Origin of the sequence: Pseudomonas sputi, from assembly GCF_021603585.1 — a bacterium.
GTDB lineage: Bacteria > Pseudomonadota > Gammaproteobacteria > Pseudomonadales > Pseudomonadaceae > Aquipseudomonas > Aquipseudomonas sputi.
In genome coordinates, this window is sequence record NZ_BQHI01000041.1 from 1 (window position 1) to 21,192 (window position 21,192).

19 protein-coding genes are annotated in these 21,192 nt (G+C 62.0%); 13 read left to right on the forward strand and 6 right to left on the reverse strand.

Annotated features, from left to right (window positions below; genetic code table 11):
- Positions 1-159: 159 nt before the first annotated feature.
- Positions 160-1,635, reverse strand: coding sequence for a transglycosylase SLT domain-containing protein (locus L6D81_RS28015; protein ID WP_236182814.1), 1,476 nt, complete (start codon positions 1,633-1,635; stop codon positions 160-162).
- A 99-nt stretch (positions 1,636-1,734) separates the two neighbouring features.
- Positions 1,735-2,502 (reverse strand): hydroxyacylglutathione hydrolase, encoded by a 768-nt coding sequence (gene gloB, locus L6D81_RS28020; protein WP_236182815.1) that lies wholly within the window; start codon positions 2,500-2,502, stop codon positions 1,735-1,737.
- Between the two features lie 65 nt (positions 2,503-2,567).
- On the opposite strand from gloB, the gene L6D81_RS28025 reads away from it, so the two are divergent.
- The 5 genes from L6D81_RS28025 (at position 2,568) to L6D81_RS28045 (ending at position 7,758) form a co-directional block, all read left to right on the forward strand.
- A complete protein-coding gene (locus L6D81_RS28025; protein WP_236182816.1) occupies positions 2,568-3,326 on the forward strand; it encodes a methyltransferase domain-containing protein in 759 nt (252 codons plus the stop codon).
- 91 nt (positions 3,327-3,417) lie between these two features.
- A complete protein-coding gene (rnhA, locus tag L6D81_RS28030) occupies positions 3,418-3,879 on the forward strand; it encodes a ribonuclease HI (protein WP_236182817.1) in 462 nt (153 codons plus the stop codon).
- An 82-nt stretch (positions 3,880-3,961) separates the two neighbouring features.
- Positions 3,962-4,720 (forward strand): DNA polymerase III subunit epsilon, encoded by a 759-nt coding sequence (gene dnaQ, locus L6D81_RS28035; RefSeq protein WP_039770804.1) that lies wholly within the window; start codon positions 3,962-3,964, stop codon positions 4,718-4,720.
- 153 nt (positions 4,721-4,873) lie between these two features.
- Positions 4,874-7,129 (forward strand): Orn/Lys/Arg family decarboxylase, encoded by a 2,256-nt coding sequence (locus L6D81_RS28040; RefSeq protein WP_236182818.1) that lies wholly within the window; start codon positions 4,874-4,876, stop codon positions 7,127-7,129.
- A 14-nt stretch (positions 7,130-7,143) separates the two neighbouring features.
- Positions 7,144-7,758, forward strand: coding sequence for a GNAT family N-acetyltransferase (locus tag L6D81_RS28045; RefSeq protein WP_236182819.1), 615 nt, complete (start codon positions 7,144-7,146; stop codon positions 7,756-7,758).
- Here L6D81_RS28045 and L6D81_RS28050 read toward each other — a convergent pair.
- Positions 7,724-8,617: a LysR family transcriptional regulator gene (locus L6D81_RS28050; RefSeq protein WP_236182820.1), complete on the reverse strand. Its 894-nt coding sequence runs from the start codon at positions 8,615-8,617 to the stop codon at positions 7,724-7,726. The two genes, L6D81_RS28045 and L6D81_RS28050, sit on opposite strands and share 35 nt — an antisense overlap.
- An 85-nt stretch (positions 8,618-8,702) precedes the next feature.
- The gene (locus tag L6D81_RS28055) at positions 8,703-8,939 is read right to left on the reverse strand and encodes a hypothetical protein (RefSeq protein ID WP_236182821.1); all 237 of its coding nucleotides are present in this window, start codon (positions 8,937-8,939) and stop codon (positions 8,703-8,705) included.
- A 185-nt stretch (positions 8,940-9,124) separates the two neighbouring features.
- On the opposite strand from L6D81_RS28055, the gene L6D81_RS28060 reads away from it, so the two are divergent.
- On the forward strand, positions 9,125-9,682 hold the full coding sequence (locus tag L6D81_RS28060) for an NADPH-dependent FMN reductase (RefSeq protein ID WP_236182822.1): 558 nt from the start codon (positions 9,125-9,127) through the stop codon (positions 9,680-9,682).
- Positions 9,683-9,780: 98 nt separating this feature from the next.
- Positions 9,781-11,064 carry an arsenic transporter gene (locus tag L6D81_RS28065; RefSeq protein WP_236182823.1) on the forward strand — a complete coding sequence of 428 codons (1,284 nt, stop codon included), beginning with the start codon at positions 9,781-9,783 and terminating at the stop codon, positions 11,062-11,064.
- Here L6D81_RS28065 and L6D81_RS28070 read toward each other — a convergent pair.
- Complete coding sequence (locus tag L6D81_RS28070; RefSeq protein WP_236182824.1) at positions 11,061-12,011, reverse strand: DUF1853 family protein; 951 nt, start codon at positions 12,009-12,011, stop codon at positions 11,061-11,063. The genes L6D81_RS28065 and L6D81_RS28070 overlap by 4 nt on opposite strands.
- Before the next feature lie 115 nt (positions 12,012-12,126).
- On the opposite strand from L6D81_RS28070, the gene L6D81_RS28075 reads away from it, so the two are divergent.
- From L6D81_RS28075 to pepN, 6 genes are read left to right on the forward strand one after another with little or no spacing between them, the layout of a single operon-like run.
- Positions 12,127-13,017: an NAD(+) kinase gene (locus tag L6D81_RS28075; RefSeq protein WP_011333623.1), complete on the forward strand. Its 891-nt coding sequence runs from the start codon at positions 12,127-12,129 to the stop codon at positions 13,015-13,017.
- Positions 13,014-13,988, forward strand: a complete 975-nt coding sequence (locus L6D81_RS28080; RefSeq protein WP_236182843.1) for a metallophosphoesterase — start codon at positions 13,014-13,016, stop codon at positions 13,986-13,988. The genes L6D81_RS28075 and L6D81_RS28080 overlap by 4 nt, the downstream gene beginning before the upstream one ends.
- Complete coding sequence (locus tag L6D81_RS28085) at positions 13,985-14,854, forward strand: rhomboid family intramembrane serine protease (RefSeq protein WP_236182825.1); 870 nt, start codon at positions 13,985-13,987, stop codon at positions 14,852-14,854. Before L6D81_RS28080 ends, L6D81_RS28085 begins: the two co-directional genes overlap by 4 nt.
- A 31-nt stretch (positions 14,855-14,885) precedes the next feature.
- Positions 14,886-15,146 carry a YeaC family protein gene (locus L6D81_RS28090; RefSeq protein ID WP_236182826.1) on the forward strand — a complete coding sequence of 87 codons (261 nt, stop codon included), beginning with the start codon at positions 14,886-14,888 and terminating at the stop codon, positions 15,144-15,146.
- Positions 15,143-15,973, forward strand: a complete 831-nt coding sequence (locus L6D81_RS28095) for a DUF2797 domain-containing protein (RefSeq protein ID WP_236182827.1) — start codon at positions 15,143-15,145, stop codon at positions 15,971-15,973. Before L6D81_RS28090 ends, L6D81_RS28095 begins: the two co-directional genes overlap by 4 nt.
- 10 nt (positions 15,974-15,983) lie before the next feature.
- Entirely contained in the window at positions 15,984-18,641 is a 2,658-nt protein-coding gene (gene pepN / locus L6D81_RS28100) for an aminopeptidase N (RefSeq protein ID WP_236182828.1), read from the forward strand.
- Positions 18,642-18,707: 66 nt separating this feature from the next.
- On the opposite strand, the gene katG is transcribed toward pepN, so the two are convergent.
- Positions 18,708-20,975 (reverse strand): catalase/peroxidase HPI, encoded by a 2,268-nt coding sequence (gene katG, locus L6D81_RS28105; protein WP_236182829.1) that lies wholly within the window; start codon positions 20,973-20,975, stop codon positions 18,708-18,710.
- Between the last annotated feature and the right edge of the window lie 217 nt (positions 20,976-21,192).

The window sequence follows — 21,192 nt, forward strand, 5'->3', positions numbered from 1 at the left end:
AAAAGGAAGGAAAGTATTAATATCGCGCATAAGAACGCCGGTTTGTTAGATGTGTTTGCTCGCACGAACATCATCAACCAAATCGGCGTTCTTGTTTCTATGTTTCCCGGGATTCCGTGAAGAACCAAAAAAAAGCCCCTGAATTTCAGGGGCTCCTTGTCAGTGCGGCTGGTAGACCGTGAGCATCTGCCCAGGCTTGAGCGCCTTGCCGGCGCTCGGGTTCCAGCGCTTGAGGTGCTGCATTTCGACGTTGAAACGCTTGGCCACCACGTACAGCGTGTCGCCGCGTTTGACTTTGTACTGGGTCTGTTTACCGTCGTCCTTTTCTCTGGTCTTGCTGCTGGTCTTGCTGTTGGCCGCGATGACCGTATTGATGCGACCGCCACTGTTACGCGCCGGCTTGCGTTTGGTGGTGTCCTGCATGACCAGGGTCTGGCCCACCTTGAGGTTGTTTCCGGTCAGTTTGTTCCAGCGTTGCAGGTCCTTGACCGCGACCTTGTTGGCCTTGGCGATGGAACCGAGGTTGTCGCCGCGCTTGACCCGATAGGCGCGCTTGGCCTGGGCGATTTCGCTCGGATCGGCGCCTTCGAATACCGGTTTGAGCGAACGCGGGCTGATCAGCTCTTCAGGACGCATGGTCTGCAGGCTGGCGGTCAGCAACTGTGCCTTGGAGGTCGGCACCAGCAGGTGCTGCGGGCCGTCGATGGTAGTGCGCTGCTTGAACGCCGGGTTGAGCTGGAACAGCTCGTCTTCGTCGATGTTGGCCACCGCTGCAACCTTGGACAGGTCCATGCGCTGGTTGATTTCGACGACCTGGAAATACGGTTCGTTGGCGATCGGGTTGAGGTTCACGCCATAGGCTTCAGGTGTCAGGACCACTTGCGAGAGCGCCAGCAGTTTCGGCACATAAGCCTGGGTTTCCGCCGGCAGCGGCAGGTTCCAGTAATCGGTCGGCAGGCCGAGCTTTTCGTTGCGCTCGATGGCGCGGCTGACCGTGCCTTCACCGGCGTTGTACGCGGCCAGTGCCAGCAGCCAGTCACCGTTGAACATGTCGTGCAGGCGGGTCAGGTAGTCCATTGCGGCCGTGGTCGAGGCGGTAATGTCGCGACGGCCATCGTAGAAACGGGTCTGGCGCAGGTTGAAGTAGCGCCCGGTGGACGGGATGAACTGCCAGAGGCCCACTGCGTTGGCGCGGGAATAGGCCATCGGGTTGTAGGCACTTTCGATGACCGGCAGCAGCGCCAGTTCCAGCGGCATGTTGCGTTCTTCGAGGCGCTCGACGATGTAATGAATGTAGAGACTGCCGCGTTCGCCGGCGTTTTCGAGAAAGGACGGGTTACTGGCGAACCACAGGCGCTGTTGCTCGATGCGCGGGTTCACGCCCAGACCTTCTTGCAGCTGGAAACCGTTGCGCATGCGCTCCCAGATGTCCTGAGGCACCTGCGGGCTGGGCTTTTCCGACAACCAGATGGGCTTCTGCTTGGCTCGCGCAGCCATGTTCGGCGTATGCGTCGCTTCAGTCTGCGGAGCATGGCTGGAACAGCCCGCCAGCGTGGCGGACACAGCCACCGCGATGACTTGCGCCAGGCGGGTCAATGCATCTGAATTGACGGACTTACGTATGGATGACGACATTGGCTGGAAGTAAGTTCCGGGCAAAAATGTCGGGCGATTCTAGAAAGCGCACCCCCTGCGGTCAACCATTCAGAATTTTTGTACCAGGCGGCGAGCCGCTCAGAACGTATCTTTCCATGCCCTCAGAGCTGCAAAAACCTCACTCGGCGCCCGGTTTTGAGGGCCGTTCCGTTCGTCCACTTTTTGTGTAACTAATATTTCACCGGTGCGCAAAAACGGGTTTGTGAGTTTTTCCAGGGCGAGGGTCGAGGGCAGGGTCATGACGCCGCTTGCACGTTGCTGGCTGACTTTTTCCAGACGGGCGGCAATGTCCCGGTTGTCCGGCTCCACGGCGGCGGCGAATTTCAGATTGCTCAGGGTGTATTCGTGGGTGCAGTAGACCAACGTGTCCTCGGGCAGCGCCGCCAGTCGGCTCAACGACTGGTGCATCTGTTGCGGCGTGCCTTCGAACAGACGGCCGCAGCCGGCAGCGAACAGGGTGTCGCCACAGAACAGCAGGCCGTGATGGTAGTAGGCGATGTGTCCCAGGGTGTGGCCGGGCACGGCATGGACGTTGAAGTCCCAGCCGAGCACGCGCACCGTGTCGTTGTCCTTGAGGGCCACGTCCCGCCCCGGAATGTTTTCGCTGGCCGGTCCGTAGACCGTGGCGCCGGTGGCCTTTTTCAGCGTCTCGACGCCGCCGACATGGTCGTGGTGATGGTGAGTGATGAGGATGTCGCCCAGCACCCAGCCCGGATGCGCGTCGAGCCACGCCTGCACGGGGGCGGCATCCCCCGGATCGACCACCGCGCATCGCTGGGTGGCATGATCCTGTAACAACCAGATGTAGTTGTCGGTGAAGGCGGGCAGGGCACTGATCTGTATCATCGTCGAATTCGCCAAGCGGGTAACATTGGCGCATCTTAGAGGTTCCTGGCGTGTTGGAGAATGCAATGATCGATAAAGCGTTCGCTCAGGCCGATCCTGACTGGCTGGCCCTGATCGGGGCCGCCCGTGAATGGCTGTCCGGCCCCCTCGGGCAATTTCTGCTGGATGAAGAACGGCGCATGCTCGAAGACGAGCTGGGGCGGTTCTTCGGCGGCTATCTGGTGCATTACGGCCCGTCCGCCGAAACACCGCCGTCGGCGCCGCAGGTGCAGCGCAATGTGCGGCTCGGCGCGCCGTTGCCGGGCGTGGAGATCGTCTGCGAAGAACAGGCCTGGCCGTTGAGCGAGCACGCCGCCGACGTGGTGGTGTTGCAGCATGGCCTGGATTTCTGCCTGTCGCCCCATGGTCTTCTGCGCGAAGCGGCCAGCAGCGTGCGCCCCGGCGGGCATCTGCTGATCGTCGGCATCAACCCCTGGAGCACCTGGGGACTGCGCCATGTGTTCGCCCATGACGCCTTGCGTCGGGCGCGCTGCATCTCGCCGTCACGGGTGGCGGACTGGCTCAACCTGCTGGGCTTTGCGCTGGAGAAACGCCGCTTCGGGTGCTATCGTCCGCCGCTCGCGTCACCCAAGTGGCAGGCCCGCCTGGCCGGCTGGGAACGCAAGGCCGGCGACTGGCAACTGTCGGGCGGCGGCTTCTATTTACTGGTCGCGCGCAAGATCGTGGTCGGTCTGCGTCCGGTGCGTCAGGAACGTCGCGAGCCGATGGGCAAGCTGATCCCGCTGCCGATGGCCAAGGTCAATCGTCGGCGTATCGAACCGTAAACCTTCTTTTATTTGTGGCCGGGTGTATCCCGGCCTCGGTCATTGTCGATCCGTGATCGGCGAGGCCACGCATTTTTCTGGATAGATTGGCATGAGCGAAAGCGTCGATAGCGTAGAACTGTTCACTGACGGCGCCTGCAAGGGCAACCCCGGCCCGGGCGGCTGGGGCGCCTTGCTGGTGTGCAAGGGCGTCGAAAAGGAACTGTGGGGCGGCGAAGCCAACACCACCAACAACCGCATGGAGCTGCTCGGCGCGATTCGCGGCCTGGAAGCCCTCAAGCGTCCGTGCGAAGTGCTGCTGGTGACCGACTCGCAATACGTGATGAAAGGCATCAACGAGTGGATGGCCAACTGGAAAAAGCGCGGCTGGAAAACCGCTGCCAAGGAGCCAGTCAAAAACGCGGACCTGTGGAAGGCGCTCGACGAGCAGGTCAACCGCCACCAGGTCACCTGGAAATGGGTTCGCGGCCACATCGGCCACCACGGCAACGAGCGGGCTGACCAGTTGGCCAACCGAGGGGTGGATGAAGTTCGCGGTTACAAGCAGAGCTGAGTCCTTGCGACTGAAACACTCCCGGCGAGCGTGTTAACATCGCCGCTTTTGTACGATTGACCCCGTTGAGAGCTGAACACTGATGGCCACCAGATCCGTTGTACTCGATACCGAAACCACCGGCATGCCGGTGACCGACGGCCACCGGATTATCGAAATCGGTTGTGTCGAGCTGATCGGTCGACGCCTGACGGGCCGGCACTTTCACGTGTACCTGCAACCGGATCGCGAGAGTGACGAAGGCGCGATCGCCGTTCACGGCATCACCAACGAATTCCTGGTCGGCAAGCCGCGCTTCGCCGAAGTGGCCGACGAGTTCTTCGAGTTCATCAACGGCGCGCAGCTGATCATCCATAACGCGGCGTTCGACGTCGGCTTCATCAACAACGAATTCGCCCTGATGGGCCAGCAGGATCGCGCGGACATCACGCAGCACTGCACGATCCTCGACACCCTGATGATGGCCCGGGAACGTCACCCGGGTCAGCGCAACAGCCTCGATGCCCTGTGCAAACGCTACGGCGTCGACAACTCCGGCCGTGAGCTGCACGGCGCGTTGCTCGACTCGGAGATTCTCGCCGACGTCTACCTGACCATGACCGGTGGCCAGACCAGCCTTTCGCTGGCCGGCAACGCCTCCGACGGCAATGGCACGGGCGAGGGCGCGGACAACTCGGCCACCGAAATCCGCCGTCTGCCGGCGGATCGCAAACCGGGGCGGATCATTCGCGCCACTGAAGCCGAGCTGGCCGAACATCAGGTGCGCCTGGAAATCATCGCCAAGTCGGCCGGCGCGCCAGCGCTGTGGACTCAGCTGCTGGAAGCCGAAGCCCAGGCGTAAGGCACAGAAGGATCGTCCGCACACCCAGTCCGTGTTCGGACGATCCTTTTTTTGGCAGTACTGACAACTGGCCACCCTCGCCACATCCGCTCCGACCCTCTACCCTGAGGACATTGGCAGATCACTCTCCGCCGCCTCAGGACACTGAGCCTCATGTACAAAGATTTGAAGTTCCCGGTGTTGATCGTCCACCGCGACATCAAGGCCGACACGGTTGCCGGTGAACGCATTCGCGGTATCGCCCGAGAGCTGGAGCTGGAAGGTTTCAGTATCGTTTCGGCCACGGACTACACCGAAGGCCGGCTCGTGGCGTCGACCCACCATGGTCTGGCGTGCATGCTGATCGCCGCCGAAGATGCCAGCACCAACTCCCATCTGTTGCAGAACATGGCCGAACTGATCGGTCTGGCCCGGGTACGGGCGCCGGATCTGCCGATCTTTGCCCTTGGTGAGCAAGTCACCCTGGAAAACGCCCCGGCCGATGCCATGGCCGAGCTCAACCAGTTGCGCGGCATTCTCTACCTGTTCGAAGACACGGTGCCGTTTCTCGCCCGGCAGGTGGCGCGGGCGGCGCGCAAGTACCTGGACGGCCTGCTGCCGCCATTCTTCAAGGCGCTGGTGCAGCACACCGCCGATTCCAATTATTCCTGGCACACCCCGGGGCATGGCGGCGGGGTGGCGTATCACAAGAGTCCGGTGGGGCAGGCGTTTCACCAGTTCTTTGGGGAAAACACCCTGCGCTCGGACCTGTCGGTTTCGGTGCCGGAGCTGGGGTCGCTGCTCGATCACACCGGGCCGCTGGCCGAGGCAGAAGCGAGGGCCGCGCGCAATTTCGGCGCCGATCACACCTTTTTCGTGATCAATGGCACCTCGACCGCCAACAAGATCGTCTGGCACTCGATGGTTGGCCGCGATGATCTGGTGCTGGTGGACCGCAACTGCCACAAGTCGGTGTTGCACGCGATCATCATGACCGGCGCGATTGCGCTGTATCTGTGCCCGGAGCGCAACGAACTGGGCATCATCGGCCCGATTCCGCTCAGTGAATTCAGTCGCGAATCGATCCAGGCCAAGATCGATGCCAGCCCGTTGACCAAGGGCCGCGAACCGAAAGTCAAACTGGCGGTGATCACCAACTCCACCTACGACGGCCTCTGTTACAACGCCGAACTGATCAAGCAGAGCCTGGGCAACAGCGTCGAAGTCCTGCATTTCGACGAAGCCTGGTACGCCTACGCGGCGTTTCACGAATTTTTTGCCGGCCGCTACGGCATGGCCACCTCGCGCAGCGAGGACAGTCCGCTGGTGTTTACCACCCATTCCACCCACAAACTGTTGGCGGCGTTCAGTCAGGCTTCGATGATTCATGTGCAGGATGGTGGCGCGCGGCAACTGGATCGCGACCGGTTCAACGAAGCCTTCATGATGCACATCTCGACGTCGCCGCAGTACAGCATCATCGCCTCGCTGGACGTGGCGTCGGCGATGATGGAAGGACCGGCCGGGCGTTCGCTGCTGCAGGAAACTTTCGATGAAGCCCTGAGCTTTCGCCGGGCCCTGGCCAATCTGCGCCAGCACATCGCCGCTGACGACTGGTGGTTCTCGATCTGGCAGCCGCCGGGTGTGGAGGGCATCGACCGGGTGCAGACCGAGGACTGGCTGCTGCAACCCGACGCGGACTGGCACGGTTTCGGCGAGGTCGGCGACGACTACGTACTGCTCGATCCGATCAAGGTCACTTTGGTCATGCCGGGCCTGACCGCTGGCGGCGCCTTAAGTGACAAGGGTATTCCGGCGGCAGTGGTCAGCCGTTTCCTCTGGGAGCGCGGGCTGGTGGTGGAGAAAACCGGCCTGTATTCATTTCTGGTGCTGTTCTCCATGGGCATCACCAAGGGCAAGTGGAGCACGCTGCTCACCGAACTGCTGGAGTTCAAGCGCAGCTACGACGCCAACGTCAGTCTCGACACCTGCCTGAAATGTGTCGCCCAGGAAGATCCTGTGCGCTATCGCGGCATGGGCCTGCGCGATCTGTGCGATCAACTCCACGCCTGCTACCGCAGCAACGCCACCGCCAAACACCTCAAGCGCATGTACACGGTGCTGCCGGAAATTGCGATGAAACCGGCCCACGCCTACGATCAGCTGGTGCGCGGCGAAGTCGAGGCGGTGCCAATCGACGCGCTGGAAGGCCGGGTGGCGGCGGTGATGCTGGTGCCGTACCCGCCGGGCATTCCGCTGATCATGCCGGGCGAACGCTTTACCGAATCCACGCGCTCGATCATCGAATACCTCAGGTTTGCCCGCACGTTCGATGCAACGTTTCCGGGGTTCGTGGTCGATGTGCACGGTCTGCAACACGAAGATGAGGGCAATGGACGGCAATACACCGTCGATTGCGTCAAGGAATGAGGGCTTTTCCGAGTATGCAACCGGTCATGAATCCGAAATACCCAGGGTTGTCGGTGCGGGTCGCCGACGACGGTTTTGCCGCGTATATCTGGGGCAGCGATTTCAGTTTCGAAGTGGCCGCCTACGGCGCGGCCGAAATCGGCAAACCCGTGGCGCAGTGGGCTGTGACGCCCATCGTGCCGTATCGCAAGTGCTACGGCATCGATCCGGAGGAGTTCAGCAGTTTTCGCGATGCTGCCGACAGCGCGATTTTCATGGCGTATCTGGAAGACGAGCCGGTCGGTCACCTGGTGATCAGCACCAACTGGAACGGGTTCGCCCATATCGATGAACTGGCGGTGCACGCTCCGGCGCGGCGCCATGGTGTGGCCAAGGCCTTGCTGGATGTGGCGCAGTTCTGGAGCCGCAAGAAAAAGCTGCCGGGGATCATGCTCGAAACCCAGAACAACAACCTCGGCGCCTGTCGTCTGTATGAGCGTTGCGGGTATGTGGTCGGCGGCATCGACCACCTGCGTTATCGCGGCATCGATCCGAACACCGCCGAAGTGGCGCTGTTCTGGTATCGATTGTTCGATAACCCGCTGGAGAACCCGATCAGTTCGCCAGCATCGCCTCGGCTTGTTCCGTGACGATCCCGAGCAGCGTCTGAATCGCCGCGGACGGCGTGGCGTGTCTGAAAGTCAGGGCATAGAGGCTGATCGGCACTGCCGGCGACAACGGGCAGACGTCGAGTCCGGTCGCCCGTGCACCGAGGGCGGTGAACGGGTCGACGATCGCCAGGCCTTCGCCGGCCTCGACCATGCTGCGCATCATCTGGTGGGTCTGCACCCGGGTCTGGACGGTCGGTGCGGGGCGCAGCGCCTGAAGTTTGTTTTCCAGGGCCGGGCTCAGCGGGTCCTGGCCTTCGAGACCGACCATCGCCTGGCCGGCCAGATCCTGCAGGGAAATGTATTTCTGCTTCGGTTGCAGCCAGCCGTGGGGCGCGAGCAATTGCAACTTGCCCTGGGCCAGCGGCTGGCAATGAATGTCGGGGTGTTGTGGATCGTGCAGGCTCAGGCCCAGGTCACTGTCGCGCAGCAGTAGATGTCGGACGATGTCGCGGGTCGGTTCGCTGAGCAGGGTGCAGGGTACGTCGGGCAGGCGCCGGCGCAGGGCGGCGAGGCTTTGCGGCAGCAGTTGCTGGGCCAGCGGTGGGGTGCCGATGATCCGCAGGGGCGGGGCGAGGTATTGTTTGAGACTGCTGGCCAGCCGTTGCACCGGCTCCAGCGCTTCATAGATGTGGCCGATCTCGACTTGCAGCGCCCGGGCCTCCGGGGTCGGCTGAAGTCGTCCGCGTACGCTGGCGAACAGCATGAAACCGAGCTGACTCTCGGCTTCGCGCAAACGCTCCTCGACCTCGGGCGCCGGTAGTTGCAGCCATTCGGCGGCGGTGCCGATGTGACCGGTCTGCAAAAGCGCCTGAATCACTTCGATATGACGTAAACGCATGCGTGAAGTCCATGTCCGGCCGTTGGGGTCAGTGGCTGAATCCTACCCCAACTCGGCGCGGATGACTTCTGCTCATAACGATCGGTTATGAAGCGACCGATGGCTCGGCTTCGCGGATCAGGGTGATGCCCGACTGAACCAGCAGAAACTCGTTGTCGTCGATTTTGTTGACGCGGTCGCCAATCGCCAGTTTGTAGGTGGTAACGGGCTCCGTGCCGGTAAAACCGTCTGCCGACGGGTTGGATTCCTGGAACTCATGCACGGAATAAACGCGGCCTTCCGCATCTCTTGCATGGAACTGACCGACGAGTACTGCTGCCATCTGCTTAGAACCTCTGGAGATAAAACGCTTGATTTGCGGCTTGGTAGACCGTCATCGAGCTTGGTAAGTTTTCCTACAGGGAAAAAATATTCCAGACGCGGGAAATAACCTTCGGCATCTGGTGGAATCGTCGCCGGATCATCTATAACTACTGGCTTCTCCCACGCACAGTCGAGAGTCTTCCAATGAGCAATGTCTATAACGTCGCCGTAGTGGTCGGCAGCCTGCGCAAGGCGTCCATCAACCGCAAGGTCGCCCTGGCGCTGGCGGAACTGGCACCGGCCAATCTCAAGCTGAACATTGTCGAAATTGGCGAGCTGCCACTCTACAACGAAGACATCGACGGCGATTCACCGCCGGCAGCCTACAGCACTTTCCGTCAGAAAGTGGGTTCATCCGACGCTCTGCTGTTTGTCACCCCGGAGTACAACCGCTCGGTGCCGGCGCCTTTGAAGAATGCCATCGACGTCGGCTCCCGGCCGTATGGCAAAAGCGTCTGGAGCGGCAAGCCGGGGGCGGTGATCAGCGTTTCGCCGGGTGCCATCGGCGGTTTTGGCGCCAACCAGCATCTGCGTCAGTCCTTTGTTTTCCTCAATGTGCCGTGCATGCAGCAGCCGGAAGCCTACCTGGGCGGCGCGGGCACGGCGTTCGATGACGCGGGCAAGCTGAACGAGTCGGTAAAGCCGTTCCTGCAAAGCTTCATCAACGCCTTTGGTGAGTGGGTGGCGCAGCACAAGAAGTGATCCGGCAACTTTTCTGACAAGATAACGAACCTGTGGGAGTCAGCTCCCACAGGTTTTTTGTGGTCTGAATTTTTCCCTCCTATTGAAGGCTGTCGCGAATGCTCGCTGCGTCACTGATTTTCCTGCTGACCATTACCCTGGTGATCTGGCAACCCAAAGGCCTCGGGGTCGGCTGGAGTGCAACGTTCGGCGCCATCGTCGCGCTGATTTTCGGCGTGGTGCACCTGAGCGACATCCCGCTGGTGTGGCAAATCATCTGGAACGCCACCGGCACGTTCGTGGCGCTGATCATCATCAGTCTGTTGCTCGACGAAGCCGGGTTTTTCGCCTGGGCCGCCCTGCATGTGGCGCGGTGGGGGCGGGGCAGCGGGCGCAAGCTGTTTGCCTTCATGGTGCTGCTGGGTGCGCTGGTGTCGGCGCTGTTCGCCAATGATGGCGCGGCACTGATTCTCACGCCTATCGTGATTTCCATGCTGCTGGCCCTGCGTTTTTCTCCGGCGGCGACCCTGGCGTTCGTCATGGGCGCGGGGTTCATTGCCGACACCGCGAGTCTGCCGCTGGTGGTGTCGAACCTGGTGAACATCGTCTCGGCCGACTTCTTCCACATCGGTTTCAACCGGTATGCGGCGGTGATGGTGCCGGTCAACTTCGTCAGCGTCGCGGCCACGCTGGGCATGTTGCTGTGGTTCTTCCGCCGCGACATCCCCAAGGCCTACGACCCGGAACAGCTTGAACACCCGGAAACAGCCATTCACGACAAGGCCACGTTCTACGCCGGTTGGGTGGTGTTGCTGATTCTGCTGATCGGCTGTTTCGCGCTGGAGCCGCTGGGGATTCCGATCAGTGCGATCTCGGCGGTGTGCGCGGCGCTGTTGCTGGCGATTGCCGCGCGCGGGCACAAAATCTCCACGCGCAAGGTGATGAAAGAGGCGCCGTGGCAGATCGTGATTTTCTCCTTGGGCATGTACCTGGTGGTCTACGGACTGCGCAATGCCGGGCTCACCGATTATCTGGCCGGGTGGCTCGACGTGTTCGCCGGTTACGGCGTGTGGGGCGCGGCCATGGGCACCGGGGTGCTGACGGCTTTGTTGTCGTCGATCATGAACAACCTGCCGACGGTGCTGGTCGGCCTGCTGTCGATCGATGCCAGCCAGGCCAGCGGTGTGGTGAAGGAAGCGATGATCTATGCCAACGTGATCGGCAGCGACCTGGGCCCGAAAATCACCCCGATCGGCAGTCTCGCGACCTTGCTCTGGCTGCATGTGCTGGAACGCAAGAACATCCGGATTGGCTGGGGGTATTACTTCAGGGTCGGGATCGTGCTGACGGTGCCGGTGTTGCTGGTAACGCTGGCCGCGCTGGCTGTGCGGTTGTCGGTTTAATTCTGTCCCGGCACGTTCGGCCACAGGTCCGACACCAGAAACAGCCGCTCGGCTTCTTCCCACTCGCCCCGGGCATTTTCGGTCAGACGCACCATCAGTTGCGCCGGGGCCAGGGGTTCGAGTTCATCGAGCCAGGCCTGCAAGTGGCCGTTGCTCCAGGTCTGATCCACCGGATAGTGCGCCGGCGCCAGCCAGGCGTGGCGGGGCAGGGGTTGCCAGCGTCCGGCCGGGCGCTGGGCGACAAATGCCGGCCAGTCTTTCTGATGCAGCCAACTGCCGCGCAAATGCTGCGGGTGGGCGCCGCTGGGCGGCACCGATCGACCGGGCCACGGATACAACAGATACCCGCCAAGCCACAGTTGCGCACTGAACGATTCGACATCCAGCGTCGCCAGCACTTCGCGGCTTTCCGGGCGAGCGGAGATCGGCAGTTGATGCTCGCTCAAATGCGCCAGTTTGCGATCCAGGCGATCATGACAGCCCGGTCCCAGCCATGACGCCGGATCATGGCCGTCGCCGTTCTGCGGGCCGAGATAGAGCTTGATCGCCAGTTCCAGGTGATGCACGCCGTCGCGGTCGCGCAGCAGCATGTCCAGCTCGCCGAGGGTGTGGCCTTCGCGGCGGATCGGCAGGTTGGCGGCGATCAGTTCGATGCCCGGCGCGTGTTCCACCGCAAATTGCCACAACCGCTCGTAATACAGACCCAGGCGCCGGGTGCGGGCCTGGGACAGCCAGTGCAGCAAGCCGTAACTGTCGCGGTCGAGCTGGCGCAACCAGTGTTCCAGCCGCTCGGGGTCGCTGACCCAGTCGCTGCCCGCCAGCGGATGACGCTGCGGCCACGGGGTAGCGGCGAGCATCGGCGGGGCGAGGATCACCCACGCCAGATCACGCACCTCGGGATGGCGTAACTGGTGGGGCAACTGCAGCAAATCGGGAAATAGGATCATCTTGCGAGCATAGCCTCAAACACCGGCGCAGCCTCGGGGCTGAAAGGATTTTGTCTATCCGGCGCTTTCGCCCATAATCGTGCTTTTCGCCGTCTCAGTCCCCCGCAGGAGTCCCATGGAGCAATTTCGTAATATCGGCATCATCGGTCGCCTGGGCAGCTCCCAGGTGCTGGATACCGTCCGCCGACTGAAACGCTTCCTGCTCGATCGTCACCTGCATGTGATTCTCGAAGACACCATCGCCGAAGTCCTGCCGGGCCATGGCCTGCAAACTTCGTCGCGCAAGATGCTCGGCGAAGTCTGCGACATGGTCATCGTGGTCGGCGGTGACGGCAGCCTGCTCGGCGCGGCGCGGGCACTGGCCAAGCACAATATTCCGGTGCTCGGGATCAACCGTGGCAGCCTCGGCTTTCTCACCGACATCCGCCCCGACGAGCTGGAAATCAAGGTCGCGGAAGTGCTCGACGGCCATTATCTGGTGGAAAACCGCTTCCTGCTGCAGGCTGAAGTCCGTCGCCACGCCGAGGCCATCGGCCAGGGCGATGCGCTGAACGACGTGGTGCTGCACCCGGGCAAATCGACGCGGATGATCGAGTTCGAGCTGTACATCGACGGCCAGTTCGTCTGCAGCCAGAAGGCCGACGGCCTGATCGTCGCCACTCCGACCGGTTCCACCGCGTACGCGCTGTCTGCCGGCGGCCCGATCATGCATCCCAAGCTCGACGCTATTGTGATTGTGCCGATGTACCCCCATACCTTGTCGGGCAGACCGATCGTGGTCGATGGCAACAGTGAGCTGAAAATCGTCGTGTCCAAAGATATGCAGATTTACCCGCAGGTCTCCTGCGACGGGCAGAACCACTTCACCTGCGCGCCGGGCGACACCATCACCGTCAGCAAGAAAGCGCAGAAGCTGCGGCTGATCCATCCGCTCGACCACAACTACTACGAAGTCTGCCGGACCAAGCTCGGCTGGGGCAGCAAGTTGGGTGGTGGAGGCGACTGATGCTCGATCCCGCGCGCAGTTATGACCTGATTGGTGACGTGCACGGATGCGCCCTGACCCTGGAACACCTGCTGGACCGTCTCGGTTACCACAAGCAGGGCGGGGTGTGGCGGCATCCGTCGCGCATGGCCGTGTTCGTCGGCGACATCATCGACCGCGGCCCGCGGATTCGCGAGGCGCTGCATATCGTCCACGACATGGTCGAGGCCGGTCAGGCGTTGTGCATCATGGGCAACCACGAATTCAACGCGCTCGGCTGGAGCACCCCGGCGCCTCCTGGCAGCGGCAAGCAGTTCGTCCGTGAACACACGCCGCGCCATGCCCGTCTGCTGCAGGAAACCCTGACCCAGTTCGAAGACCATCCGGGCGACTGGCACGACTTCCAGCAGTGGTTCTACCAACTGCCACTGTTCGTCGACGCCGGACGCTTCCGCGTGGTGCATGCCTGCTGGGATGCCGGCCTGATCGAGCCGCTGCGCGCGCTGTTCCCCGATGGCTGCATCGATGAGCACTTCCTCCAGGCCTCGGCGGTACCGGGCAGTTTCGCCTGTACCGTGTTCGATCGCCTGCTGCGCGGCACCGACATGCGCCTGCCGGATGGCCTGACCATGACCAGCGGCGATGGCCTGGTGCGTTCGTTTTTCCGCACCAAGTTCTGGGAAGACGATCCGCAGACCTACGGCGACATCGTGTTCCAGCCCGACGCACTGCCGGAGCCGGTGGCGCAGAAACCGCTGACCTCCAGCGAAAAGAATTCCCTGCTGCGCTACGGCGTCGATGAGCCGTTGCTGTTCGTCGGCCACTACTGGCGCAGCGGCAAACCGGCGCCGATCCGCCCGAACCTCGCGTGCCTGGATTACAGCGCGGTGCTGTACGGCAAACTGGTGGCCTATCGTCTGGATCAGGAAACCCGCCTCGATCCGCATAAATTTGTCTGGGTCGACGTCGAGCGGCCGGAGGTGCTGCGATGAGTGCCATAGCTGTCCTGCGCGTGCCGTTGGCGGCGGACCTGAGTGGTTTCGTCAAACTGCTGCAACGCATGCAAGTGCCCCATCGCGTCAGTGAAGAGGCGGGCGAGCAGGTGTTGTGGGTGCCGTCGGAAATCAGTGATGACGTGCGCTCGCTGTACGAGCGTTTCCCGGCGGGCGATCCCGATCAGCAACTGGAAATTCCAGCGGCGCCGACGTTCAAGCGTCCGAGCTTCGCCGAGCAACTGAAACACGCCAGGGCCACCGGGTTCATTCTGCTGTTGAGCCTGATCGTCGGCGGGTTGACCTTCCTTGGCGATAACCTCGAGACGATGCGCTGGCTGACCTTCCTCGATTTCCGGGTGGTCGGCGACTACATCCACTTCACACCGCTGGCCGACAGCCTGGCGGCGGGGCAGTGGTGGCGCCTGTTCACGCCGATGCTGATTCATTTCGGCATCCTGCACCTGGCCATGAACGGCATGTGGTACTGGGAGCTGGGGCGGCGCATCGAGTCGCGCCAGGGCAGCATCAACCTGATCGGCCTGACATTGCTGTTCGGCCTGGTTTCCAACTATGCGCAATTCGCGTGGAGCGGCCCGAGCCTGTTCGGCGGTTTGTCCGGCGTGCTCTATGGCCTGCTCGGCCACTGCTGGATCTTCCAGCTGCTGGCGCCGAACCCGGCCTATCGCCTGCCGCGCGGCGTGCTGGTGATGATGCTGGTGTGGCTGGTGATCTGCATGTCGGGACTGATCTCGATGATCGGCTTCGGCGAAATCGCCAACGCCGCTCACGTCAGCGGGTTACTCATCGGCTGCTTGACCGGTTTGTTGGGCGGTTTGTACAACCGCCGTAAACTGGCCGCCTGAATTTTTTGAATTGAAGAGCACGGAGACCCTGATGTCCTCTTTTAACGAATTGATCAAAAACATCACACCGGACATCTACCAGAGCCTGAAACTGGCCGTAGAGATCGGCAAATGGTCCGACGGTGGCAAGCTCACCGCCGAACAGCGCGAGCTGTCGTTGCAGGCGATGATCGCCTGGGAAATGCAGAACCTGCCCGAGGAAGAGCGCACCGGTTACATGGGGCCGCAGGAATGTGCGTCGAAGTCGATCGAAGTGCCGAACATCCTGTTCAAGTCGGACGCCCTCCATTGATCGAGATCGGCCGCGGTGCAATCAGCAAAATGTCGGCGCGCCTGGACGGGCCGAACGTGCAATATGCGTTTCGTCTGGATGACGTCGAGGTGCCGGTCAACCCGTTGATCGGCAGCACGGTGCGTCTGGAATACCTGGGGGCGATCCACTGCACCCATTGCGGGCGCAAGACCAAGACCAGTTTCAGTCAGGGTTACTGCTACCCGTGCATGACCAAACTGGCCCAGTGCGACGTGTGCATCATGAGCCCGGAGCGCTGCCATTTCGAGGCCGGCACCTGCCGTGAGCCGGAGTGGGGCGAGACGTTCTGCATGACCGACCACATCGTCTATCTGGCCAATTCGTCCGGGATCAAGGTCGGCATCACTCGCGCGACCCAGTTGCCTACCCGCTGGCTCGATCAGGGCGCCAGTCAGGCCTTGCCGATCATTCGCGTGTCCACGCGCCAACAGTCGGGCTTCGTCGAAGACCTGTTCCGCAGCCAAGTGGCGGACAAGACCAACTGGCGCGCCTTGCTCAAGGGCGACGCGGCGGCGGTGGATCTGGCGCAGGTGCGCGATCAATTGTTCGAAAGCTGCGCCGAAGGTCTGCAGGGTTTGCAGGAGCGATTCGGCCTGCAGGCCATTCAGACCATCGCCGATGTCGAGCCGCTGGAAATCCGCTACCCGGTCGAGCAGTACCCGGCCAAGATCGTCAGCTTCAACCTGGACAAGAACCCGATTGCCGAAGGCACGCTGCTGGGGATCAAGGGCCAGTACCTGATCTTCGACACCGGCGTGATCAACATTCGCAAATACACGGCCTATCAGCTCGCCGTGCATCAATAAGGACTTCAGCATGCGCACCGAACAACCGAAGATGATTTACCTGAAGGACTATCAGGCGCCCGAGTACCTGATCGACGAAACACACCTGACCTTCGAGTTGTTCGAGGACCACAGTCTGGTCCACGCGCAACTGGTGATGCGCCGCAACCCGGCCCGTGGCCCGGGCCTGCCGCCGCTGGTGCTCGATGGCCAGCAGCTGGAACTGCTCTCGGTGACCCTGGCCGACCAGGAACTGAGCGCCGCCGACTACCAGCTGACGGAGAATCACCTGACCCTGCAACCGGCCAGCGAAACCTTCACGGTCGACACCAGCGTCAAGATTCATCCGGAAACCAACACCGCGCTGGAAGGCCTGTACAAGTCCGGCACGATGTTCTGCACCCAGTGCGAGGCCGAAGGCTTTCGCAAGATCACCTATTACCTCGACCGCCCGGACGTGATGAGCAAGTTCACCACCACCGTGGTCGCCGAGCAGCACAGCTATCCGGTGCTGCTGTCCAACGGCAACCCGATCGCCAGCGGCCCCGGCGAAGACGGCCGGCACTGGGCGACCTGGGAAGACCCGTTCATGAAGCCGGCGTACCTGTTCGCGCTGGTGGCCGGTGACTTGTGGTGCGTTGAAGACTCCTTCACCACCATGACCAACCGCAATGTGGCGCTGCGCATCTACGTCGAGCCGGAAAACATCGACAAGTGCCAGCACGCCATGAACAGCCTGAAGAAATCGATGCGCTGGGACGAAGAGGTCTATGGTCGCGAGTACGATCTGGACATCTTCATGATCGTTGCCGTGAACGACTTCAACATGGGTGCGATGGAGAACAAGGGCCTCAACATCTTCAACTCCAGCGCCGTGCTGGCCCGCGCCGAAACCGCCACCGACGCCGCGCACCAGCGGGTCGAAGCGATTGTTGCCCACGAGTACTTCCACAACTGGTCGGGCAACCGCGTGACCTGCCGCGACTGGTTCCAGCTGTCGCTCAAGGAAGGCTTCACGGTGTTCCGCGATGCCGGTTTCTCCGCTGACATGAACTCGGCCACGGTCAAGCGCATTCAAGACGTGGCGTACCTGCGTACCCACCAGTTCGCCGAAGATGCCGGTCCCATGGCCCACGCCGTGCGCCCGGACAGCTTCATCGAGATTTCCAACTTCTACACCCTGACCGTGTACGAAAAGGGCTCGGAAGTGGTCGGCATGATCCACACCCTGCTGGGCGCCGAAGGCTTCCGCAAGGGCAGCGACCTGTACTTCGAACGCCACGACGGCCAGGCCGTGACCTGCGACGACTTCATCAAGGCCATGGAAGATGCCAACGGCGTCGACCTGACCCAGTTCAAGCGCTGGTACAGTCAGGCCGGCACGCCGCGTCTGGCGGTGAGCGAGTCTTACGACGCCGCTGCGAAAACCTACAGCCTGACCTTCCGCCAGAGCTGCCCGGAAACTCCGGACAAGGTTGAAAAGCTGCCATTCGTGATCCCGGTGGAACTGGGCCTGCTCGACAGCCAAGGCAACGAAATCGCCCTGCGTCTGGCCGGTGAAAGCGCAGCTCAAGGCACCACTCGAGTGATCTCGGTAACCGAAGCCGAGCAGACCTTTACCTTCGTCGACATCGCCGAACAGCCGCTGCCGTCCTTGCTGCGCGGCTTCTCGGCGCCGGTGAAACTGAGCTTCCCGTACAACCGCGATCAGCTGATGTTCCTGATGCAGCACGACACCGACGGTTTCAATCGTTGGGATGCCGGCCAGCAACTGTCGGTGCAGGTGCTGCAAGAGTTGATCGGCCAGCAGCAGAAGGGCGAAAGCCTGGTGCTCGATCCGCGTCTGGTTTCGGCCCTGCGCACTGTGCTGTCGGACGAGACGCTGGATCAGGCGATGGTCGCGGAAATGCTCTCGCTGCCAAGTGAGGCGTACCTGACTGAAATCAGCGAAATCGCTGACGTGGACGCGATCCACACCGCCCGCGAGTTCGCCCGTCAGCAACTGGCGGACAACCTGTTCGAAGCGCTGTGGCTGCGTTATCAGGCCAACCGCGACCTGTCGAAGCAAACCCCGTACGTGGCCGAAGCCGAGCATTTCGCCCGTCGCGCGTTGCAGAACATCGCGCTGTCGTACCTGATGCTCAGCGGCAAGCCGCAAGTGCTGGCGGCAACCCTGGAACAGTTCGACAGCTGCGACAACATGACCGAGCGCCTGACCGCGCTGGCGGTGCTGGTCAACTCGCCGTTCGACGAGCAGAAAGCCAAGGCTCTGGCCAGTTTCGCCGAGCACTTCAAGGACAATCCGCTGGTCATGGATCAGTGGTTCAGCGTGCAGGCCGGCAGCACCTTGCCGGGCGGACTGGAGCGCGTGAAAGCGCTGATGCAGCACCCGGCGTTCAACATCAAGAACCCGAACAAGGTGCGTGCCCTGGTCGGCGCCTTTGCCGGGCAGAACCTGATCAACTTCCACGCGGCGGATGGCTCGGGCTATCGTTTCCTCGCGGATCTGGTGATCGAGCTGAACGGCTTCAACCCGCAGATCGCTTCGCGCCAACTGGCGCCGCTGACCCGCTGGCGCAAGTACGACAGCGCTCGTCAGGCGCTGATGAAGGCGGAGCTGGAGCGGATTCTCGCGTCCGGTCAGTTGTCCAGCGATGTGTATGAAGTGGTCAGCAAAAGCCTTGCCTGACGCTGTTTCAGGGCAATAGAAAACGCCGCTCGATGAGCGGCGTTTTTGTGGGGGGATGAAAAAGGCTTATTGGCGCAGATCAAACCGGTCCAGATCCATCACCTTCGCCCACGCTGCAACGAAGTCGTTGACGAACTGTTCCTTTGCATCGGAGCTGGCATACACCTCGGCCAGCGCCCGCAGTACCGCGTTGGAGCCGAACACCAGATCGACCCGGGTCGCCGTCCATTTCACGCTGCCGGTTTTACGGTCGCGACCTTCGAACTCGGTCTTGGACGTTGGTTTCCATTCCACGCCCATGTCCAGCAGGTTGCGGAAGAAGTCGTTGGTCAGGGTGCCGGGTTTGTCAGTGAATACCCCGTGTCGGGTTTTGCCGACGTTGGTGTCCAGCACACGCAGGCCGCCGATCAGTACGGTCATTTCCGGGGCGGAAAGGGTCAGCAGTTGCGCCTTGTCGATCAGTAACGCTTCGGCCGGCACGCGGTACGTGTTGGCGGCGTAATTGCGGAAGCCGTCGGTGTGCGGCTCGAGGAAGCCAAACGATTCGACGTCGGTTTGCTCCTGAGTTGCATCGGTGCGCCCCGGATTGAACGGAACGGTCACTGTGTGCCCGGCATTTTGCGCCGCTTGCTCGACCCCGGCATTACCGGCCAGCACGATCAGATCCGCCAGCGAGACTTGCTTGCCTGTCGCACCGGCGTTGAACTCGTTCTGAATGCCTTCAAGAACTTTCAGCACCTTGTCCAGTTGCTCCGGCTGGTTGGCCTGCCAGAATCTCTGCGGCGCCAGACGCAGACGCCCGCCATTGGCGCCGCCGCGCTTGTCCGAACCCCGGAAGGTCGATGCGGCCGCCCAGGCGGTGGAAACCAGTTCCGAGACGGACAGCCCGGACGCCAGCACTTTTCCTTTCAGCGCCCTGATATCGCTGTCGTCCACCAGTGGATGTGTGACCTCGGGAATCGGGTCTTGCCAGAGCAATTCTTCCTGGGGCAATTCCGGGCCGAGGTAGCGTGACAACGGGCCCATGTCGCGGTGGATCAGCTTGTACCAGGCCCGAGCGAAGGCATCGGCCAGTTGATCGGGATTGGCCAGGAAACGCCGCGAAATCTTCTCGTAGGCCGGGTCGAAACGCAGGGCCAGGTCGGAGGTGAGCATGGTCGGGTCGATGCGTTTGTTCGGGTCGTGGGCGTGGGGAATGGTGCCGGCACCCGCGCCGTTTTTCGGTTTCCACTGATGGGCACCGGCCGGGCTCTTGGTCAGTTCCCATTCGAAGCCGAACAGATTTTCCAGATAGTTGTTGCTCCACTTCGTAGGAGTGGTGGTCCAGGTCACTTCCAGGCCGCTGGTGATGGTGTCGGCACCCTTGCCGGTGCCGAAGCTGTTTTTCCAGCCCAGGCCTTGTTCTTCGAGGCCGGCGGCTTCCGGTTCCGGGCCAACGTTATCGGCGGGGCCTGCGCCGTGGGTCTTGCCGAAGGCATGTCCACCGGCGATCAGAGCGACGGTTTCCTCGTCGTTCATGGCCATGCGGCCGAAGGTTTCGCGGATATCCTTGGCCGAGGCCACCGGGTCGGGATTGCCTTCGGGGCCTTCCGGGTTCACGTAGATCAGGCCCATCTGCACCGCGGCCAGCGGGTTCTCGAGATTGCGTTCGCCCTGATTGGTGCGGCTTTCCTCATTGCCGTGCTCGGCGGGTTCGGCCACCAGGGTGCCGTCGCCCGGCGGCTGCATGGATTCCGGATCCTTGCCGTAGCGGTTATCGCCGCCCAGCCATTTGTTTTCCGAGCCCCAGTACACGTCTTCGTCCGGTTCCCAGACATCCGCGCGGCCGCCGGAGAAACCGAAGGTTTTGAAACCCATCGATTCCAGCGCGACGTTGCCGGTGAGCACGATCAGGTCGGCCCAGGAAATGTTGCGGCCGTATTTCTGTTTGATCGGCCACAGCAGGCGACGGGCCTTGTCGAGGCTGACGTTGTCCGGCCAGCTGTTGAGCGGGGCGAAGCGTTGCTGGCCGGAGCCTGCGCCACCACGGCCGTCAGCGGTGCGATAGGTGCCGGCGCTGTGCCAGGCCATGCGGATGAAGAGCGGGCCGTAGTGGCCGAAGTCCGCTGGCCACCACTCCTGGGAGTCGGTCATCAGCGCCGTCAGATCTTGTTTGAGGGCCTGGAAATCCAGGCTTTTGAAAGCCTTGGCGTAGTCGAAGTCCTTGCCCATCGGATCGGATGCGGGCGAGTGCTGACTCAGGATTTTCAGGTTCAGTTGATTCGGCCACCAATCGCGGTTCGTCGTGCCACCGCCGGCGGCGTGATTGAACGGGCATTTCGATTCATTTGCCATGTTCGGGTCCTTATCAGGTCTTCTGCGGCCGGCTCGTGCCGACTTCGGAGTAGTAAGGCTAGACCCGACTTGGCGAGTCAGCTAATAGGCCGACTATTGGTGCCTGATAGGCGCAGTCTCTTACGCGAAGTGTTGGGTGCCGGCGCCGGGCAGGGCGCTGAAACGCCCGTGCTTGAGCGATGGTTTGCAATTTTGTGGAAGAAACGTGATGGTCATT

Bases quoted from the DNA above. Each gene is read 5' to 3' on its own strand.
- L6D81_RS28015 (WP_236182814.1), bottom strand. From the start codon at position 1,635: ATGTCGTCATCCATACGTAAGTCCGTCAATTCAGATGCATTGACCCGC.
- L6D81_RS28065 (WP_236182823.1), top strand. From the start codon at position 9,781: ATGCTCGCTGCGTCACTGATTTTCCTGCTGACCATTACCCTGGTGATC.
- dnaQ (WP_039770804.1), top strand. From the start codon at position 3,962: ATGGCCACCAGATCCGTTGTACTCGATACCGAAACCACCGGCATGCCG.
- L6D81_RS28060 (WP_236182822.1), top strand. From the start codon at position 9,125: ATGAGCAATGTCTATAACGTCGCCGTAGTGGTCGGCAGCCTGCGCAAG.
- L6D81_RS28025 (WP_236182816.1), top strand. From the start codon at position 2,568: ATGATCGATAAAGCGTTCGCTCAGGCCGATCCTGACTGGCTGGCCCTG.
- L6D81_RS28090 (WP_236182826.1), top strand. From the start codon at position 14,886: ATGTCCTCTTTTAACGAATTGATCAAAAACATCACACCGGACATCTAC.
- L6D81_RS28050 (WP_236182820.1), bottom strand. From the start codon at position 8,617: ATGCGTTTACGTCATATCGAAGTGATTCAGGCGCTTTTGCAGACCGGT.
- L6D81_RS28045 (WP_236182819.1), top strand. From the start codon at position 7,144: ATGCAACCGGTCATGAATCCGAAATACCCAGGGTTGTCGGTGCGGGTC.
- pepN (WP_236182828.1), top strand. From the start codon at position 15,984: ATGCGCACCGAACAACCGAAGATGATTTACCTGAAGGACTATCAGGCG.
- L6D81_RS28055 (WP_236182821.1), bottom strand. From the start codon at position 8,939: ATGGCAGCAGTACTCGTCGGTCAGTTCCATGCAAGAGATGCGGAAGGC.
- L6D81_RS28070 (WP_236182824.1), bottom strand. From the start codon at position 12,011: ATGATCCTATTTCCCGATTTGCTGCAGTTGCCCCACCAGTTACGCCAT.
- katG (WP_236182829.1), bottom strand. From the start codon at position 20,975: ATGGCAAATGAATCGAAATGCCCGTTCAATCACGCCGCCGGCGGTGGC.
- rnhA (WP_236182817.1), top strand. From the start codon at position 3,418: ATGAGCGAAAGCGTCGATAGCGTAGAACTGTTCACTGACGGCGCCTGC.
- gloB (WP_236182815.1), bottom strand. From the start codon at position 2,502: ATGATACAGATCAGTGCCCTGCCCGCCTTCACCGACAACTACATCTGG.
- L6D81_RS28040 (WP_236182818.1), top strand. From the start codon at position 4,874: ATGTACAAAGATTTGAAGTTCCCGGTGTTGATCGTCCACCGCGACATC.
- L6D81_RS28085 (WP_236182825.1), top strand. From the start codon at position 13,985: ATGAGTGCCATAGCTGTCCTGCGCGTGCCGTTGGCGGCGGACCTGAGT.
- L6D81_RS28075 (WP_011333623.1), top strand. From the start codon at position 12,127: ATGGAGCAATTTCGTAATATCGGCATCATCGGTCGCCTGGGCAGCTCC.